Raw genomic sequence first — 18,026 nt, 5'->3', positions numbered from 1 at the left:
CATATAAAAAAGCCACTTTGACTCCAAAGTGGCTTTTTTGTGTTTACGGATTTTTGTGGTATTTGAAATTACTTCAATTGTCCTTTAATTGCCTCAGCAACGAATTCTGCCTCTGGGCCAAGGATAACTTGTAACCCGTCGTTGCCGAGTTTGACGTTGCCTTTGGAGCCAAGGGATTTAAGTTGTGCTTCGTCAATTTTGCTACGATCCGATAAGGTTAAACGTAAGCGAGTGATACAAGCGTCAACGGTTTTTAGGTTATCGGCACCGCCTAAAGCATCGATAAATTTAACCGCTCTTTCTTCACGAGAGTGATTGTGTTCGCTTTGTTCTTCTTTTGGCTCTTCAGCTTCTTCGGTACGACCGATGGTTTTTAAGTTGAAGGCTTGGATAGCAAAGCGGAAAACGATGTAGTAAATGGTGAAGAAGACTAAGCCTTGTACCAATAACATGTACCAGTCAACGGCTAATGGGTTGCGTGAGGACAACGCCATATCCACTAAACCTGCGCTGAAGCCGAAGCCCGCAATCCAGTGCATGCTCGCTGCGATAAACACGGAAATACCGGTTAATAATGCGTGTAACACATAAAGAATCGGTGCCACGAACATGAAGGAGAATTCAAGCGGTTCGGTGATACCGGTGAAGAAGGAAGCAAATGCACCCGCCAACATGATGGAAGCAACTTTTACTTTTTGGCTTGGTTTTGCACATTGGTAAATCGCCAATGCAGCACCCGGTAAACCGAACATCATGACAGGGAAGAAACCGGCTTGGTACATACCGGTGACACCTACCGTAGCCGTGCCTTCAGCGATGGATTTTGCGCCACCTAAGAAATTCGGAATATCGTTAATGCCGGCAACGTCAAACCAGAATACAGAGTTTAACGCGTGGTGTAAGCCAACCGGAATTAATAGACGATTGAAGAAACCGTAAATACCCGCTCCCACAGCGCCTAAATCTTTGATGGATTCACCGAAAGAAACTAATGCGTTGAAGATATAAGGCCATACGTAAAGCAGAATGAAAGAAAGCGCAATCATGGCGAAAGAGACCACGATTGGGACTAAACGTTTTCCGCTGAAGAAGGACAGGGCTTTTGGCAACTCTACTTGATAGAAACGGTTGTAAAGTTCGGCAGAAAGCACACCGATTAAGATCCCGATAAATTGGTTATTGATTTTACCGAAAGCGGCAGGCACTTGGCTTGGATCGATATGTTGTAATTGAGCCACGCCACCCGGTGCGAGTAGGGTGGTTACAACATAGTAACCCACCAAACCGGAAAGGGCGGCTGAACCGTGTTTATCTTTGGATAAACCGAAAGCCACGCCCACGGCAAATAATAAGCCCATGTTGTCGATGATGGCAGCACCGGATTTGATGAGCAAGGCTGCAAGTTGGCTATTCGCCCCCCAACCGTCCGGGTCTAGCCAATAGCCGATCCCCATTAGTACGGCGGCGGCCGGCAATACGGCCACCGGCACCATTAAGGCTTGCCCGATTTTTTGGGCATAACTGAGAATACTCATAAGAACTCCTTTAATTTTTTGATTCATAAAATAATTTTTAGGGTCTGCGTAGCATAGCGCGAGAGGATTTCGCTTTTCAAATGAAAACTTTCGTATTTGTGAGAGCTATCACGAATCTGTTGGCACGATGCTTAACTTAAAAACAAAATAACGGATCAAGCACGCTTAATCCGTTAATTTGAAACCCAAAGAAGATTATTCTACTTTTAATTGTTTGCCGTCATAGCTCATGCTTTGAACAGAGGTTAAGGCTTTGCCACCATCGGTTTCCCCACCAATGAGCAATACTTTGTTGTCATAAGACACGGCAACACCGTAACCAATGCCTGCCGGCAATTCGCCAATGATGTTCCATTTGCCGTTGTTTAACGTATAAATATCTTTATGCCATGCTTTGCTTAAGCCTTGGTGAGCGTGAAGTTTTCCTTCTTTAAATTGTTTGACGGAACCCGGGAAGTTCGCACCACCGGTGACTAAGTAATGACCGTGGCTATAACCTGCCATTGCTCCCGCCAAACCATCTTGGCTTTGACCTTTTGGAGCCGGTAAATCAGGCAGGTTTTTCCATTGCACGCCGTTGTTAGTGAATGTACCGACGTGAGTTTCTGCCGTACGCAAGCCCGGTTTGATTTCCCCATTCACGACAACTAAATCATTGCCTTGAATAGTGAATGCTGCACCGGCGCGACCGGAGAAGGGTAAGCGACCTTCGTTGCGCCATTTATTGGTAGATGGCTCATAGCTTAACAATTCGGTTGTGAAGAAATAGTCTTCCGGACGTTGTTCAAAATACGCTTTGGTGATTTCGTCTTTTTTCGCTTTGTCTTCCCCTGCTGAAACAGTGTCTTGGAAGAAACCGTTGAAAATAGACAAGTTAGAACCGCCCACGATATATACTTTATCACCGTGTGATGCGCCACTTGAACCGACTAAACCGCGCGGTGAGCGGGTGGGTAATTTGCTCCAAGTATTATCAGCCGGGTTATAGCTGTAGGCATCGTTGACTAACTGCAATTCGCCTTTTTCATTTTTTTGTAATCCGCCGAAGACATACAATTTGCCGTCAACGGCCGCTGCCACCGGTTGGTTACGGTCGCCACCCGGGAATGTAGCGATTTCTTTCCATTGGGCGTTCGGGGTTTTTAAATCTAATGCATAGAATTTATCGCCGCCTGTACCTAAGCCGACATAAACAGTATCGCCAATTAACGCACCGGCACCGCTTTTAATGCCCACCGGTAAATTAGGGTAAGCGGCAGCGTGCGCGGTTACCGCAAAAGTGGTTGCCGCCAAGAAGAGGGTGGCGAATGTTGTTTTTTGAAATCTCATAATAAACCTCGTTTGGAGTGATTTGGGCTATTCGTCAACGGCAGAATAGGTCTTTTATGTGTAGGGTAAGAAAGTGCGGTTCAAATTTACTGCGTTTTGCAACCGCACTTTTAGTGTCCTAAGGTATTAACAAATTCGGGATGAATGTGATGATACTTGGGAAGATGGTAATTAACATCAAGGTCACGAAAATCGGGATTAAGAACGGCAATACACCTTTCGTCACGGTGGACACGGACATGTTACCCACACGTGCGACCACGAATAACGCCATTCCCATCGGTGGGGTTAAGATGCCGATCATCATGTTCAAGGTTGTCATAACGCCGAAGAACACAAGATCGATCCCAAATTGCATCGCGATTGGAATGAGCATTGGCAATACCAAGAACTGCAATGCCAAGGCATCAATGAACATACCGAGGAACAATAACAAGGCATTGATCATGACTAATACCATTAATGGAGAATCCGCCACCGCAACGAAGACATCGGCAATACGCATTGCTACTTGTTCGCGGGCGATCATGTCGCCAAAGAAGGTGACGGTCATAATCATTAATGCCACAACACCGGTAATGGACATGGCTTCTACGCAGCTGTTGAATAGCATTTTCAAGGTTAATTCTTTATAGACGAATTTACCGATAATCACAGAATAAGTTGCAGCAACCACCGCAGATTCTGTCGGGCTGAATAAACCGGAGAAGATCCCACCGATAATCAATATTGGGGTTAAAATTGCCCAGAATGCTTTTTTGAATGAAGAGCAAAGTTCTTCACGAGAAGCTTTTGGTGTTCTTGGATAGCCTCGTTTTTTGGAAACATAGTAGTTCATTGCCATTAAGGCGATGGTGACCAACACGCCCGGCACAAAGCCGGCAATAAAGAGTTTTGCAATAGATTCATTGGCGATAACACCGTAAATGATCATAGCAATGCTTGGCGGAACTAACGGGCCGATGATACAAGACGCTGCCGTAATACCGCCGCAGATGTCATCATCATAGCCGGCATCACGCATAGCTTTGATTTCTAATTGACCTAATCCACCTGCATCGGCAAGTGCAGAACCGGACATCCCGGAGAATAACAAGCTGGCACCGATGTTAACGTGCCCCATACCGCCGGTGTAGTGGCCAAGTAAGGCTTTGGCGAAGTTAAAGATACGTTCGGTGATACCGCCGGTATTCATTAGAATGCCGGTGAGAATATAGAACGGCACAGCAAGGAGCGGGAAGCTATTTAAACTCATGGTGAGTTTATCAGAAGCTGCATTGACCACATTCCAACGGGTCATGGAGAAGTAAAGTAGGGTCGTGATAAATAATGACCAGCCCACCGGTACGCCCAAGAACATGATCACTAACCAGAAAAGCAATGCTACATAAACGGCATTTGCGCCTAACTTGACATAGTCGGTAACGCGGAAGACTTTGTACCAGTCAGGGGCAACAAATAAAATGCCCAATAAAATGACCGCACTTACGATAAAGAAGGTTGCCGGCAAATAACTTTTGTTTTGTTTGAAGTTGTCTGCTTGCGCTTGGAAGAAGCGAACGAGCATTAATACGGCAATGATTGGTAAGGAGGCATAGATCCATTTTTCAGAAATACCGCCTAACGCATCAATCGGGAAGCTGGCACCTAAATAGGTTTTGATACCAAAGTGGATAAAGAAAATCACCCCAAGGAAAATCACGATTTGTACGAATGTGTTGGTGATTTTTTTGACTGCCGGTGGCATTAAGTTAGTCAAGAAGTCGATATAAACGTGCTCTTGTTTTCTGACGGCAACGCTAATGCCGAGCATACCGACATAAACGAACAGCAATTTGGCAAGTTCTTCACTCCAAATGAGTGGAGAGTGGAAAGCTTGTCTGAACAGAATTTGCAAAACAAGAATGCAGAATATCACGAGGAATAATGCCCCACCGATCCATTCTTCGAGTTTATTAAAGATTTTCATATTCAACTCCGTTGAATAATAAAGGAGAGAAAAAGCGTGCCTGCCGAAACAGGCACACGAATAAGCGTATTATTTGCTGATAGCTTGAATTTGTTTGAGGGCTTCTTCGCCTTTTGCACCGGTTTGTTTTACAAAGTCAGCATAGAAAGGTTTCATGGCTTCTTTGAATGGCGCAAGATCCGGATGGGTCACGGTGACACCTTGTTTTTCAAAGAAAGCGACTAAGTCTTTTTCACCGTCAACGAATAATTTGGTGTGGTATTCTGCTGCTTTTTGAGCCGCATCTTTGACGACTTTTTGTAAGTCAGCCGGCAAGTCTGCAAAGGTTTCGTTACTCACCAAATAAAGTTGGTCATTCAAAATGTGGTTGGTCATTGCCAAGTATTTTTGCACTTCATAGAATTTTTGTGCTTGAACCGTTGCCAACGGGTTTTCTTGACCGTCAACGGAATTGGTTTGTAATGCTAAATACACTTCGGAGAATGCCATTGGTGTTGGAGCGGCACCCACATATTTTGCGTACGCCAAGTTAGTTGCCGCGTTTGGTACGCGTAATTTTAAGCCCTTCATGTCAGCAATGCTGTTGATGGCACGGTTAGAGGTGGTTTGGCGTGTACCGTTATAGGCTTGGGACAATAATGTTAAGCCTAATTCTTTATTCATTTTTTGGATTAAGTCTTTACCAAATGCGGTGTCGAATAAGGCTTTTTGTGCCACGCTGTAGTCACTGATGACGTAAGGTAACGCAAATACCGCGGCTTCAGGATAGAACAATTGGAAACGGGCGGATTCCGCAAACGTGAAGTCTAACGCACCGTCTTTGAGTTGTTTTAACATGGCGCGGTCGTCACCCAATTGTGAACTTGGATAAAGAGAAATTTCAATTTTGCCGTTAGATTTTTCTTTCACTTCTTTGGCAAACATTTCAGCGGCTTTGTATTCATTAGATGATGTGCCGGCGTTCATACCGAATTTTAAATCGTACTCTGCGGCGTGAGCAGCAGACGTGACACCTAGTGCAATGGCGGTGGCGAGAAAAAGTTTAGCGAGTTTCATAAGTTACACTCCTGTCATGGTCAGTTAATTGATGTTAAACACCTAGTTAGATTACAACTTGATTCCATTCTAAAGTAAAAAAATCATTTTCAAATAGATTCTGAAGTTTTATTTCAGAAATGAGAGGTAGATCACATCATTGGAAAAACACTTCAAAAAGATATTTTAAAATGAAGTGTTGTTATCATATAATGCCTAGCGACAAGAATGACTGCCAAATGCAGCCGCAAATTAAGAGGAGTTTTTATGTCATTCACTCAACACAAATTATCCCACCAAGCGGTTTTTGCCCAAATTCAAAATGGCTTGATTGCGTCCTGCCAACCGGTTGATGATGGCCCGATGGATAAGCCGGAAATCGTTGCTGCGATGGCGCAGGCTTCTGTTATCGGTGGGGCGGCTGGACTGCGTATTGAAGGCGTGGATAACTTGAAAGCCACGCGACCGACCGTTAATGTACCGATTATCGGTATTGTAAAACGCGATTTGCCGGACAGTCCGGTGCGTATCACGCCGTTTTTACAAGACATTGAAGATTTAGCGCATGCCGGTGCGGATATTATTGCCGTGGATGGCACACAGCGTCCGCGTCCTGTTGACATTGAAAGTGCGGTCAAAAAAATTCATGAAATGGGCTGCCTTGCCATGGCGGATTGCTCTAACTTAGAAGAAGGGCTGTATTGCCAAAAACTTGGCTTTGATATTGTGGGCAGCACCATGTCAGGCTACACAGGTGGCACTGTACCGGAGGAACCGGACTATCAATTAGTGAAAGATTTAAAAGCGGCAGGCTGCAAAGTGATGGCAGAAGGCCGTTACAACACACCGGAATTAGCGAGAAAAGCCATTGAAATCGGTGCGGATTTTGTGACGGTCGGTTCAGCCTTAACGCGTTTAGAACATATTGTGAGCTGGTTCTCAAGTGCGGTCAAATCTGCGAATAAATAATCAAGAGGAAAAAATGATGCGTTGTTTAGCCTTAGATATTGGTGGAACGAAAATCGCCTCAGCCATTGTGTCAGGCACTCAAGTGACGCAACGACAACAAATCCACACACCACAACAAAATGTGGCGGAGGCAATGCATCAAACGTTCGCAAAATTACTTTCGGATTATGCGGGGCAATTTGATTATGTTGCGGTTGCCTCTACAGGCATCATCAATAAAGGAATATTGACCGCACTTAATCCGAAAAATTTAGGTGGACTGGCGTATTTCCCCTTAAAACAAAGCCTTTCTCAGCATACCTCAAAGCCCGTGTATTTATTAAATGATGCGCAAGCCGCGACATATGCGGAATATCAACGGCAAGATAAAAAGCATCTGCAAAACTTTGCGTTTATCACTGTCTCGACCGGTGTTGGTGGCGGATTAATTTTAAACCGTCAATTACTCACTGAACCAAACGGCATTGCCGGTCATATTGGGCATACTGTCGCCGATCCCAATGGCCCGGTGTGCGGTTGTGGTCGCATCGGTTGCGTGGAAGCCATTGCCTCAGGGCGCGCTATTGAAGCGGTTTCCAAACAATGGGACGATCCTTGCGATCCCAAAGAAGCGTTTGCCCGTTTTAGAAAAATGGATGAAAAAGCCACCGCACTTGTGTCTCGTTCAGCCAACGCGATTGCCAATTTAGTGGCGGATTTGGTGATTGGTATGGACGTGCAACAGGTGGTCATTGGCGGTAGCGTTGGGTTGGCTGAGGGCTATTTGCCTTTGGTGAAACAGTATTTGGCGCAAATGCCGGAAATTTACCGTTGTCCGCTAGGGGCTGCACAATTAGGGCAAGATGCCGGACTGATCGGCGCAGCCGCATGGGCACTTACTCAAATTAATTGTTAGGAGCATTTATGGCAAAAAACGGCAGTGTACTGAATACCATTAGCTCTTTGTACCAGAGTTTAACGAAAACGGAGAAGAAAATCGCAGACGCCATTAATCGCTCGCCGGATATCGTCATGCGACACTCTTTGGCTGAACTGGCTTCTTACTTAGATGTGGGTGAGGCCACCTTCGTGCGTTTTTGTCGTACTTTAGGCTTTCGTGGGTTTAGCGATTTTAAATTAGCGTTTTCTATTGAGGTTGCGAAAACGCAAGGAGGCAAAGATAACAGCTTATTGGATACGGAAGTCACAGCAGATGATGATCCGGTGAAAATTGCCCGTAAATTGCAGTCTGTGATTAATACAGTGATGGATGAAACCATTGATTTGCTGGATCTAAATCAGCTGGAGTTAGTGGTAAGTTTCATTCGACGTGCGAATCGCGTTTTTATCTTCGGCGTTGGCACCTCTGGTGTAACAGCAGAAGATGCTAAAAATAAATTTATGCGCATCGGCATTCCGGTCGATGCCAGCGGTAACAATCACTTTATGTATATGCAAGCAGCATTGTTACAACGCAATGATGTGGCGATTGGCATCAGCCATTCCGGCTATTCGCAAGAAACCGCGCATGCCTTAAAAATTGCCAAAGAGAATGGTGCAATCACCGTGGCATTGACTCACAGCATGCGTTCGCCTTTGACTGAACATGCCGATTTTGTGTTGGTCAACGGCAATAAACAAGGTAAGTTACAAGGGGATTCAATCGGAACCAAGACTGCCCAATTATTCGTTCTTGATTTAATTTATGCGTTGTTGGTGCAAGCAGAGCAAGATAAAGCGATCAAGACCAAAGAGAAAACCCTTAATGTGATTTTAGAACAGCGTATTAAATACTAAACAGGAGATAACAATGCGTGATTTAAAAGGTATTTTCAGTGCGTTATTAGTGTCATTTAACGAAGATGGCTCTATTAATGAAAAAGGCTTACGCCAAATTATTCGCCACAATATCGACAAAATGAAAGTTAATGGTTTGTATGTCGGCGGATCCACCGGTGAAAACTTCATGCTTTCTACCGAAGAGAAAAAACAAATCTTCCGTATTGCAAAAGATGAAGCGAAAGACCAAGTGGCGTTAATCGCCCAAGTGGGTAGCGTGAATTTACACGAAGCGGTGGAATTAGGTAAATACGCCACCGAATTAGGCTATGACTGTCTTTCTGCGGTCACCCCGTTCTACTACAAATTCAGCTTCCCTGAAATCAAACACTACTATGACACCATCATTGCGGAAACCGGCAATAACATGATCGTGTACTCCATTCCGTTTTTAACCGGTGTGAATATGGGCGTGGAACAATTCGGTGAACTTTACAAAAACCCGAAAGTGCTTGGCGTGAAATTCACAGCAGGTGATTTCTATTTATTAGAACGTTTACAAAAAGCCTATCCAAACCACTTAATTTGGGCGGGCTTCGATGAAATGATGCTGCCGGCGGTGGCTTTAGGTGTGGATGGTGCTATCGGCAGTACATTTAACGTGAACGGTGTTCGTGCAAGACAAATCTTTGACTTGACTAAACAAGGCAAACTGGCTGAAGCGCGTGAAATTCAACATGTGACCAATGATTTAATCGAAGGTATCTTAGCAAATGGCTTGTATTTAACCATTAAAGAATTGTTGAAATTGGAAGGTGTGGATGCCGGTTATTGTCGTGAACCCATGACGGCAAAAGCGACCGAAGCACAATTAGCCAAAGCAAAAGAATTAAAAGCGAAATATCTCTAATTTAATGGAAAAAGAGACCGCACTTTTCTGGTGTAGGGACAGGCGTTATGCCTGTCCTAAATGCGCTTTATGACATAAATGGGACAGGCATAATGCCTGCCTCGACAAAATGATTGTAAAGTGCGGTCGCCCTAAAGGAAGTTTATTATGCGCCTCATCCCTCTACATAACGAACAACAAGTTAGCCGTTGGGCTGCACGTCATATTGTCGACAGAATCAATCGTTTTCATCCCACCGCAGAACGCCCGTTTGTATTGGGTTTACCTACCGGCGGAACACCACTTAAAACTTACCAAGAACTGATCCGCTTAAACCAAGCCGGTGAAGTGAGTTTTAAACATGTGGTCACATTCAACATGGATGAATATGTGGGGCTTCCGAAAGAACATCCGGAAAGCTATCACAGCTTCATGCACAACAATTTTTTCAATCACATTGATATTCAGCCGCAAAACATCAATATTTTAGACGGCAATACGGACGATCATGATGCAGAATGTCGTCGTTACGAAGAAAAAATCCAATCCTACGGCAAAATTCATTTATTTATGGGCGGCGTTGGCGTAGATGGACATATTGCCTTCAACGAACCGGCGTCTTCATTAAGCTCCCGTACTCGTATTAAAACCTTAACACCGGATACGATCATCGCCAATTCCCGCTTTTTTGATAATGATGTCAATAAAGTGCCGAAATATGCTTTAACCATTGGTGTCGGCACGTTATTAGACGCAGAAGAAGTGATGATTTTAGCCACCGGTCATGGGAAAGCGTTAGCCGTACAAGCCGCGGTTGAAGGGGCTGTGAATCACATGTGGACAGTGAGCGCCTTGCAATTACATCGCCATTTTGTGTTGGTGTGTGATGAGCCGGCATTGCAAGAACTGAAAGTAAAAACCGTGAAATATTTCACCGACTTGGAAAGTCACGCCATTCACAGCGTGTTGTAATGTTTAGCGCAAAAGTGCGGTGAATTTTTAGATTATTTTTTTAAGGTACGATAATGAAATATGCATTAATTAATTGTGTTATTTACACAAAATACGAAATCCTACGGGATTATGCCGTGGTGATTAACGGCGAAACCATTGAAGCAGTGATTCCACAAAGCGAATTGGAAAGTGGTATTAAGACCCTTGATTTACAAGGGCATAACCTCACTGCCGGTTTTATTGACTTGCAATTAAACGGCTGTGGTGGCGTGATGTTCAACGACCAAACCAGTGTAGAAACCTTAGAAATCATGCAAGCGACTAACCTGAAATCCGGCTGTACCAGCTTTTTGCCAACCTTTATTACGGCGCCGGATGAGGGCATTAAAAGTGCGGTGAAAATTATGCGTGACTATTTGAATAAGCATAAAAACCAAGCATTGGGTTTGCATATTGAAGGGCCGTATTTGAGCATAGAGAAAAAAGGCGTACACCGTCCGGAATATATCCGTGAAATTTCACCTGAAATGAAAGATTTCTTGTGTGAAAACGCCGATGTGATCACGAAACTCACTATTGCCGCGGAAAACCCGACCATCAACTACACGCCTGATTTTGTGAAAAGTGGCATTGTTGTGTCAGTCGGCCATTCAAACGCCAGTTATGAAGTAGCAAAAGCAGCTTTCCACAAAGGTGCCACTTTTGCCACGCACTTACACAATGCTATGTCGCCCATTAGCTCTGGACGCGCCATGGGCGTGGTTGGTGCCGTGTTGGATTCTGACGTTTACACCGGCATTATCGTGGACGGCGTGCATGTGAATTTCGGCAATGTGCGTTTGGATAAAAAAGTGAAAGGCGACAAACTTTGTATCGTTACCGACTCCCTCGCCGCAGCCGGCGCAGGTCCTGAATTAGAAACGTTCACCTTCGTGGGTAAAACCATTTATGTGAAAGAAGGACGTTGCTATGACGGCAACGGCACCATCGCAGGGGCGTCTATCACCATGATGGAATCCATCAAAAATGCAGTGGAATATGTTGAGATTCCACTTGCCGAAGCGATTCGTATGAGTAACCTTTATCCGGCACGCGCCATCGGTGTCGATGACCGTTTGGGTTCCGTTGAAGCAGGCAAGGTCGCTAACCTTGCGGTCTTCACGAGCGATTACCACGTCATTGGTACCGTTGTGAACGGCGAGTGGAAAGCGAATTAATCAGGTATGAGCTTGTTGTCTAATGGGTAGGACAGCATTTTATAAATAACGCCCTGTGCGATTTTGATACTCGTCAAGCTCACCATGTTTTTTTTGATGGCGCGCGTTTCCTAACGCTCGCCTTTTTATATCAACGGATTATCGGCACATGCTGTGAAGCGTGCGCCATCAAATGCCCTGAAAATAAAAGTGCGGTGGTTTTTCCAAGTGTTTTTAACACCTCAAAAATCCACCGCACTTTTTTCTTTTAATGACAACGGCTGCTAAGGTTGTTTGACGTTGGCACCGTAATGGTTGGAATAATGGCAATGTTTGGTGAAGTGCAGTTGTTGCATTTCATTTTCGCCATTTGATTGATCACTAATCTGCCTAAAGTTTCGATATGTGCCGGAGAAGCGTTCAGTGCCGGAATGTATTGATAACTTTCACCACCGTTAGTGATGAAATAGTCTTTATTTTCCTCAGCAATTTCTTCCAAGGTTTCTAAACAATCCACGGCAAAGCCTGGGCAAATCACCGCCACTTTCTTAATGCCCTGTGCTGCAGCATTAGACAAAAACTCATCGGTATAAGGCTGTAACCATTCTTCTTTACCAAAACGGGATTGGAAGGTTAAGCCCCATTGTTTTTCATTTAAGCCTAGCCCTTGTGCCACTGCCGCTGCAGTTTGTTGGCAATGAGTGCGGTAGTAATCACCGGTGTTTTCATAACGCAACGGAATGCCGTGAAAGGAGAACAGTAAAAACTCATCTTCGCTTAACCGTGCTTTGCAAGAATCAATCAGCGCGGAAATGTAATGCTGGTTGAGCGGATAAGAATGAATAAAATCAAAGGGCACAATGCCGCGTTGTTGTTTTAATGCCTCGGCAAAAGCATCGAAGACGGCACCGGTTGTACTGCTGCTGTATTGCGGATAGAGCGGGAGTACGATGATATGATCCACTTTTTTATCTATTAATTTTTGCACCGCACTTGGCATGGACGGATTGCCATAAGTCATACCGATTTCAATTTCCACATCCAGTTGCTGTTGTCGGAAAAAGTCGATTAAGCCCTGTTTTTGTTGTTCGGTGTACATCATTAACGGAGAACCTTGTTCGGTCCAAATGGAACGGTAATTTTTGGCGACGCGTTTAGAACGTAACGGCAAAATAATGGCTTTAAGCAACGGATACCATTTATAACGTGGCAAATCGACCACGCGGGGATCGGTTAAAAATTGCCACAAATAACGGGAAATATCCTTAGGACTTGGTGAGTCCGGCGTACCTAAATTGGCAAGAATGACGCCGATTTTTAAATTAGTCATGTGTAATAATAGAAAGAGTTAAACGTGAAACGCAGCATAGTTTATCTTGCTCGTCCCGAATGTCAATTTGCCAAACTTGAACGTTTTTGCCTAAACGAATTGGGCTTGATTTAGCGCAAACATAGCCTTGTTTTACCGGGCGTAAATGGCTCGCATTGATCTCTAAACCAACGACAGCCTGATTTTCTTCTACACAGCAAAAACCGGCAGTGGAAGCAACGGTTTCCGCAAGGGCTGCGGAAATGCCGCCGTGTAAAAATCCCATGGGTTGAGTAGTGCGGTGATCCACCGGCATACGGGCTTCCAGCCAATCATCGCCCTGTGCGGTAAATTCTATGCCTAAATGTGCCACGGCACAGTGTTGGCAGAAGTCATTTAGTTGTTGTAGCGTGAGGTGTTTTTTCCAAATGCTCATGGTGTTGTTATTTCAATAAAGTTAATAAGGCTTGTACAGGGTGTTTCGGCTGATAATGGGCAAAACGCTTCACTTGGCTACGACAGGAATAACCGGTGGCTAAGCAGAAGTTCGGATCTTTATGTTGCAACTTCTTCTCCCATGAGGCTTCATAAATGGCTTTTGACATATCGATATGCTGGGTTTCATGTCCGAATGTCCCGGCCATTCCGCAACAACCTACGCTTTCAACGTGTAACTGCTGGGCGAAGGCAGCAAAAATATGTTGCCATTCTTTGGCGCTGTTCGGCATCGCAGTCATTTCCGTACAATGCGGGAATAAATACCATTGATGTGGCTCAAAAGTGCGGTCGTTTTTTTCGGTGTTTTGCGCGAATAGCAAGGTGCCGTTATCCAGCTGTTGTTTCAGCCATTCGTGTGCTGTGAGGACGTGGAAATCACCGCGTTCGGCACCGAGAATTTCTTGATATTCATCTCGATAAGACAACACAATGGCGGGATCCACACCGACCAAAGGCATTCCCAGTTTTGCTATACGATTAAGGAAGTCCGCCTGATTTTTTGCGGTTTTTGCAAAACGGGTTAAAAAGCCCTTAATGTGTTGTGCTTTGCCGTTCGGTTTAAATGGCAATACTACCGGCTTAAAGCCCAGTTTTTGGGTTAACGCCACAAAATCGGCAACGACTTTGGCATCATAATAAGAAGTGAATGGATCTTGTACGATAAGCAAAACACGTTGTTTTTCCACCGCACTTAAACTTTCTAATTGCGCTAATGAGGCGTTTTGATGACCAAGTTGAATGAGTTGTTGTTGCAGATTGGGTGTCGAGAGTAACGGTAAATCCGTCATGCCCAAACATTTTTCTGCCACTTTTTGACTAAATTTAGTCGCGGTAAAATAATTGAAGAGCTTCGCTTGTTTCGCCATTAGCGGCGCAACGTATTCCACATTGGACACCACATAATCTTTGATCGGGCGCAGATAACGCTGGTGGTAAAAATGGAAGAACTTCGCGCGGAAGCTCGGCACGTCGATTTTAATCGGGCATTGGCTGGCGCAAGCTTTACACGCCAGACAAGTATCCATTGCCGCTTTCACTTCATGGGAAAAATCGTATTCGCCACGGCGTTTTTGATAGCTGTTTTGGATTTTATGCACAATATCCGTGAGTTTTACCGTGGACTGTTTGAAATCCAATTGCGCCGGGGTAACTTGCTCGTTCGCTAATAAACGCAACCATTCACGCACCATGGCAGCGCGGCCTTTCGGTGAAAAAACGCGATTTTTACTCACTTTCATTGACGGACACATGGTGCTGTGGACATCAAAGTTAAAGCATAGCCCGTTACCGTTACAATTCATGGCGCCGATAAATTCTTCTTTCATTTGAACGGGAATTTGGCGATCGAGGTCGGCTCGCATTGGCGATAAAATAGAATAAAGTTCTTGTTCGCTGTTTAATGGCGTGCAGATTTTCCCAGGATTGAGGCGATTTTGTGGGTCAAATAAGAATTTGATGTAACGTAATTCACGCCATAATTCGGGGGTAAAGAATTTTTCGCCGTATTGCGAACGCATTCCTTTGCCATGTTCCCCCCAAATTAAACCGCCGTATTTGCGGGTGAGTTCTGCCACCTCGTCGGAAATCTGTTTGAATAATTTCACTTGCGCTTGATCGCATAAATCCAACGCAGGACGAACATGCAACACGCCTGCGTCCACATGGCCGAACATGCCGTATTGCAGATGATGGCTGTCTAATAAAGCGCGAAACTCGGTAATGTAATCCGCCAAATTTTCTGGCGGCACACAAGTGTCTTCCACAAAAGGAATCGGTTTTGCTGCGCCTTTTGCATTGCCAAGTAACCCTACGGCTTTTTTCCGCATGGCATAAATACGTTCAATGGACGGCAAATGATCGCAAACTTGATAACCGATAATATGATCTTTACCTTCGGCAATTTTTTGATCCAATTGTGCACATAACTGCGCCACTTGTTTTTCAATTAATGCCTGATTATTGCCGGCATATTCCACAATATTTAAGCCAAGAATCGGATGTTGTGCGTCTTCTGTTAACAGTTCTTTGACAGAGTGCCAAATAATGTCTTGTTTAGCCAAATTCAGCACTTTGGAATCCACGGTTTCTACGGAAAGTGCATTGGCTTTAACCATAAAAGGCGCGTTGCGCAATGCCGCATCAAAAGAATTGTATTTAATGTTAATTAATGTGCGATGTTGTGGCAGCGGCATTAAATCCAACGTGGCTTCGCAAATAAAAGCAAGTGAGCCTTCAGAACCTGTCAAAATGCGGGTTAAATTGAATTCGCTTAAATCATCGTTAAACACGTTTTTTAAATCGTAACCGGTCAGAAAACGGTTCAATTGGGGTAAATCATTCAGAATTTGTGCGCGGTTGTCTTTGCAACGTTGAAAAATCGCTTGATGGATTTTTTTCACGTTGGCAGAGAGAGAGCTTTCTTCTGTATAGCGAAAAACGTCGTCAGATTTGACCGCACTTGTCTCTAAAATTTCGCCATTGATGAGTACGGCGCGTAAACCGAGCACGTGGTCGGAGGTTTTCCCGTATTGTAAAGATCCTTGTCCAGATGCATCGGTATTGATCATCCCGCCTAAGGTGGCGCGGTTACTGGTGGAGAGCTCCGGCGAGAAAAATAAACCGTGCGGCTTTAGAAATTGATTAAGCTGATCTTTCACCACGCCGGCTTGCACGCGCACCCAACGTTCTTTTACGTTGAGTTCTAAAATCTTTGTCATGTGGCGAGAGAGATCAACAATAATGTTGTTATTAATGGATTGCCCGTTCGTACCGGTGCCGCCACCACGTGGTGTAAACGTCAGCGAAATGTATTTTTCCTGTTGTGCGAGTTTTGTTAGACGAACCACATCGGCAATGCTTTTCGGAAATAAAATCGCTTGCGGAAGCTGTTGGTAAACGCTGTTGTCGGTGGCGAGGCTAAGACGATCAGCATAGTTTGAGGCAATGTCCCCTTCAAAATGTTGCAATCGGAGCGCATCTAAATAATCACTGACTAATGGAGAAAGTTGAGGGATTTTTGTTAAGCGGGGTAGCATGTTGCACCACTCTATATTGGTTAATGTTTGTTTGGGATTAGGTGGAGTAAAAAGTAGCCAAAGTTTAACATAGAAAATCATTTGATAAATATTAAATTTATTGAAGAAATACTGAGATGGGGTTGCAAAATAGACAAAAAGAATGTTTAATTGCTTAAAATTTAAGCAAAAAGAAGTCTATTTGTTTGATTTTATGTTATTTCAGTAGGATAATGCCGCAACTTTTGAGGGGAGTTGGATATTTCTCATCAAAAGAAATAGGAAAACTTCAATCCTATTTGAAACAACATCTTAAGCTGGAAATTGTAAAAAATTTCACTTTTAGAGGTAAACGGTTTAAGATGAAGGTGACACAAGTTCTTGTGTCGGTTTTCAGCTATATCAGCTGATACTTGTTTTAAAATAGATGACTAAATTAAAGAGGATCATCAAAATGAAAAAAACTGCAATCGCATTAGCTATCGCTGGTTTAGCAGCAGCAACAGTAGCACAAGCAGCTCCACAAGCTGACACTTTCTATGCCGGCGCAAAAGCTGGTTGGGCATCTGTACATCACGGTCTTAACCAATTTAAAGATGAACCAGGTCAAACAGTTAGCCGTAATTCTGAAGCTTACGGTGTGTTCGGTGGTTATCAAATCACTGATAACTTAGCTGTTGAAGCGGGTTACGAATATTTCGGTCGTGCTAAAGCTAAAACCAACGGTGAACAAGATTTTAGACACACTGCACACGGAACTACTTTAGCACTTAAAGGTAGCTACCCGGTATTAGCAGACTTAGATGTATATGGTCGTGTTGGTGCAGCATTAATCCGTAGCGATTATAAACTTGGCGCTGGTAATGATGTTGAGAAATACCACAACTTAAAAGTATCTCCGGTATTCGCAGCAGGTGTTGAGTATGCAATTCTTCCTGAATTAGCATTACGTGCTGAATATCAATGGGTGAGCCGTGTAGGTAATTTAGGCAAAGCTCAAAGAAAAGCTGGTGTTGACTCAGATGTTCGTTACTCTCCAGATATCGGCTCTGTATCTTTAGGTTTATCTTACCGTTTCGGTCAAGGTGCACCAGTTGTCGCGCCTGAAGTTGTAAACAAAACTTTCAACTTAAACTCTGATGTAACTTTCGCATTCGGCAAAGCTGACTTAAAACCACAAGCACAAGGCGTGTTAGATGGTATCTACGGCGAAATCGCACAAGTTAAAGGTGCAAACGTTAAAGTTGCAGGTTACACAGACCGTATCGGTTCTGACGCTTACAACCAAAAATTATCTCAAAAACGTGCTGAAACTGTAGCTAACTACTTAGTTGCTAAAGGTGTTTCTCAAAACGCTATTTCTGCAACCGGTTACGGTAAAGCAAACCCGGTTACTGGTAACAAATGTGACGCAGTTAAAGGCCGTAAAGCGCTTATCGCTTGCTTAGCTGATGACCGTCGCGTAGAAATCGCAGTTAGCGGTACTAAATAATTAGCATTTTGTTAATTATTTTCAGATAAAGATAAAAAAGACCTAAACCTATGTTTAGGTCTTTTGTTTTTTAGCTAAG

At 44.1% G+C, this 18,026-nt stretch carries 14 protein-coding genes; 7 read left to right on the top strand and 7 right to left on the bottom strand.

What is annotated here, in order from left to right; genetic code table 11:
* Positions 1 to 68 precede the first annotated feature (68 nt).
* The 4 genes from nagE to ACO5E4_RS07295 form a co-directional block, all read right to left on the bottom strand.
* Positions 69 to 1,535, bottom strand: a complete 1,467-nt coding sequence (gene nagE, locus ACO5E4_RS07310) for an N-acetylglucosamine-specific PTS transporter subunit IIBC (protein WP_485862586.1) — start codon at positions 1,533 to 1,535, stop codon at positions 69 to 71.
* Between the two features lie 195 nt (positions 1,536 to 1,730).
* Positions 1,731 to 2,864: an N-acetylneuraminate epimerase gene (locus ACO5E4_RS07305; protein ID WP_485862585.1), complete on the bottom strand. Its 1,134-nt coding sequence runs from the start codon at positions 2,862 to 2,864 to the stop codon at positions 1,731 to 1,733.
* A gap of 118 nt (positions 2,865 to 2,982) precedes the next feature.
* The gene (locus ACO5E4_RS07300) at positions 2,983 to 4,833 is read right to left on the bottom strand and encodes a TRAP transporter large permease subunit (RefSeq protein WP_485862584.1); all 1,851 of its coding nucleotides are present in this window, start codon (positions 4,831 to 4,833) and stop codon (positions 2,983 to 2,985) included.
* A 69-nt stretch (positions 4,834 to 4,902) separates the two neighbouring features.
* Entirely contained in the window at positions 4,903 to 5,889 is a 987-nt protein-coding gene (locus tag ACO5E4_RS07295) for a sialic acid TRAP transporter substrate-binding protein SiaP (RefSeq protein ID WP_485862583.1), read from the bottom strand.
* Between the two features lie 246 nt (positions 5,890 to 6,135).
* On the opposite strand from ACO5E4_RS07295, the gene ACO5E4_RS07290 reads away from it, so the two are divergent.
* The 6 genes from ACO5E4_RS07290 (at position 6,136) to nagA (ending at position 11,655) form a co-directional block, all read left to right on the top strand.
* Positions 6,136 to 6,837: an N-acetylmannosamine-6-phosphate 2-epimerase gene (locus ACO5E4_RS07290; protein WP_485862582.1), complete on the top strand. Its 702-nt coding sequence runs from the start codon at positions 6,136 to 6,138 to the stop codon at positions 6,835 to 6,837.
* A gap of 16 nt (positions 6,838 to 6,853) precedes the next feature.
* A complete protein-coding gene (locus ACO5E4_RS07285) occupies positions 6,854 to 7,732 on the top strand; it encodes an N-acetylmannosamine kinase (protein WP_485862599.1) in 879 nt (292 codons plus the stop codon).
* A gap of 8 nt (positions 7,733 to 7,740) precedes the next feature.
* Complete coding sequence (locus ACO5E4_RS07280; RefSeq protein WP_485862581.1) at positions 7,741 to 8,613, top strand: MurR/RpiR family transcriptional regulator; 873 nt, start codon at positions 7,741 to 7,743, stop codon at positions 8,611 to 8,613.
* Between the two features lie 13 nt (positions 8,614 to 8,626).
* The gene (nanA, locus tag ACO5E4_RS07275) at positions 8,627 to 9,505 is read left to right on the top strand and encodes an N-acetylneuraminate lyase (RefSeq protein WP_021615789.1); all 879 of its coding nucleotides are present in this window, start codon (positions 8,627 to 8,629) and stop codon (positions 9,503 to 9,505) included.
* 147 nt (positions 9,506 to 9,652) lie between these two features.
* Complete coding sequence (gene nagB / locus ACO5E4_RS07270; protein WP_485862580.1) at positions 9,653 to 10,456, top strand: glucosamine-6-phosphate deaminase; 804 nt, start codon at positions 9,653 to 9,655, stop codon at positions 10,454 to 10,456.
* Positions 10,457 to 10,509: 53 nt separating this feature from the next.
* Positions 10,510 to 11,655 carry an N-acetylglucosamine-6-phosphate deacetylase gene (gene nagA / locus ACO5E4_RS07265; RefSeq protein ID WP_485862579.1) on the top strand — a complete coding sequence of 382 codons (1,146 nt, stop codon included), beginning with the start codon at positions 10,510 to 10,512 and terminating at the stop codon, positions 11,653 to 11,655.
* Positions 11,656 to 11,902: 247 nt separating this feature from the next.
* Here the strand turns inward: nagA and hemH are convergent, their stop codons facing one another.
* Genes hemH through ydiJ form a run of 3 tightly spaced genes read right to left on the bottom strand, consistent with a single transcriptional unit; the run spans position 11,903 to position 16,476 of the window.
* Positions 11,903 to 12,964, bottom strand: a complete 1,062-nt coding sequence (gene hemH / locus ACO5E4_RS07260) for a ferrochelatase (protein ID WP_485862578.1) — start codon at positions 12,962 to 12,964, stop codon at positions 11,903 to 11,905.
* On the bottom strand, positions 12,957 to 13,379 hold the full coding sequence (locus ACO5E4_RS07255) for a hotdog fold thioesterase (protein WP_485862577.1): 423 nt from the start codon (positions 13,377 to 13,379) through the stop codon (positions 12,957 to 12,959). Before ACO5E4_RS07255 ends, hemH begins: the two co-directional genes overlap by 8 nt.
* Positions 13,380 to 13,386: 7 nt before the next feature.
* On the bottom strand, positions 13,387 to 16,476 hold the full coding sequence (ydiJ, locus tag ACO5E4_RS07250; RefSeq protein WP_485862576.1) for a D-2-hydroxyglutarate dehydrogenase YdiJ: 3,090 nt from the start codon (positions 16,474 to 16,476) through the stop codon (positions 13,387 to 13,389).
* 433 nt (positions 16,477 to 16,909) lie between these two features.
* On the opposite strand from ydiJ, the gene ompA reads away from it, so the two are divergent.
* On the top strand, positions 16,910 to 17,947 hold the full coding sequence (gene ompA, locus ACO5E4_RS07245; protein WP_485862575.1) for a porin OmpA: 1,038 nt from the start codon (positions 16,910 to 16,912) through the stop codon (positions 17,945 to 17,947).
* Positions 17,948 to 18,026 lie beyond the last annotated feature (79 nt).

Source organism: Aggregatibacter sp. (assembly GCF_057314075.1).
Note: the sequence above shows the minus strand (reverse complement) of the source record. Positions and strands in the feature narration are given on the sequence as shown.

Coding starts and splice junctions, on each gene's coding strand:
- nagE (WP_485862586.1), bottom strand. CDS start 1,535: ATGAGTATTCTCAGTTATGCCCAAAAAATCGGGCAAGCCTTAATGGTG.
- ACO5E4_RS07305 (WP_485862585.1), bottom strand. CDS start 2,864: ATGAGATTTCAAAAAACAACATTCGCCACCCTCTTCTTGGCGGCAACC.
- ACO5E4_RS07300 (WP_485862584.1), bottom strand. CDS start 4,833: ATGAAAATCTTTAATAAACTCGAAGAATGGATCGGTGGGGCATTATTC.
- ACO5E4_RS07295 (WP_485862583.1), bottom strand. CDS start 5,889: ATGAAACTCGCTAAACTTTTTCTCGCCACCGCCATTGCACTAGGTGTC.
- ACO5E4_RS07290 (WP_485862582.1), top strand. CDS start 6,136: ATGTCATTCACTCAACACAAATTATCCCACCAAGCGGTTTTTGCCCAA.
- ACO5E4_RS07285 (WP_485862599.1), top strand. CDS start 6,854: ATGCGTTGTTTAGCCTTAGATATTGGTGGAACGAAAATCGCCTCAGCC.
- ACO5E4_RS07280 (WP_485862581.1), top strand. CDS start 7,741: ATGGCAAAAAACGGCAGTGTACTGAATACCATTAGCTCTTTGTACCAG.
- nanA (WP_021615789.1), top strand. CDS start 8,627: ATGCGTGATTTAAAAGGTATTTTCAGTGCGTTATTAGTGTCATTTAAC.
- nagB (WP_485862580.1), top strand. CDS start 9,653: ATGCGCCTCATCCCTCTACATAACGAACAACAAGTTAGCCGTTGGGCT.
- nagA (WP_485862579.1), top strand. CDS start 10,510: ATGAAATATGCATTAATTAATTGTGTTATTTACACAAAATACGAAATC.
- hemH (WP_485862578.1), bottom strand. CDS start 12,964: ATGACTAATTTAAAAATCGGCGTCATTCTTGCCAATTTAGGTACGCCG.
- ACO5E4_RS07255 (WP_485862577.1), bottom strand. CDS start 13,379: ATGAGCATTTGGAAAAAACACCTCACGCTACAACAACTAAATGACTTC.
- ydiJ (WP_485862576.1), bottom strand. CDS start 16,476: ATGCTACCCCGCTTAACAAAAATCCCTCAACTTTCTCCATTAGTCAGT.
- ompA (WP_485862575.1), top strand. CDS start 16,910: ATGAAAAAAACTGCAATCGCATTAGCTATCGCTGGTTTAGCAGCAGCA.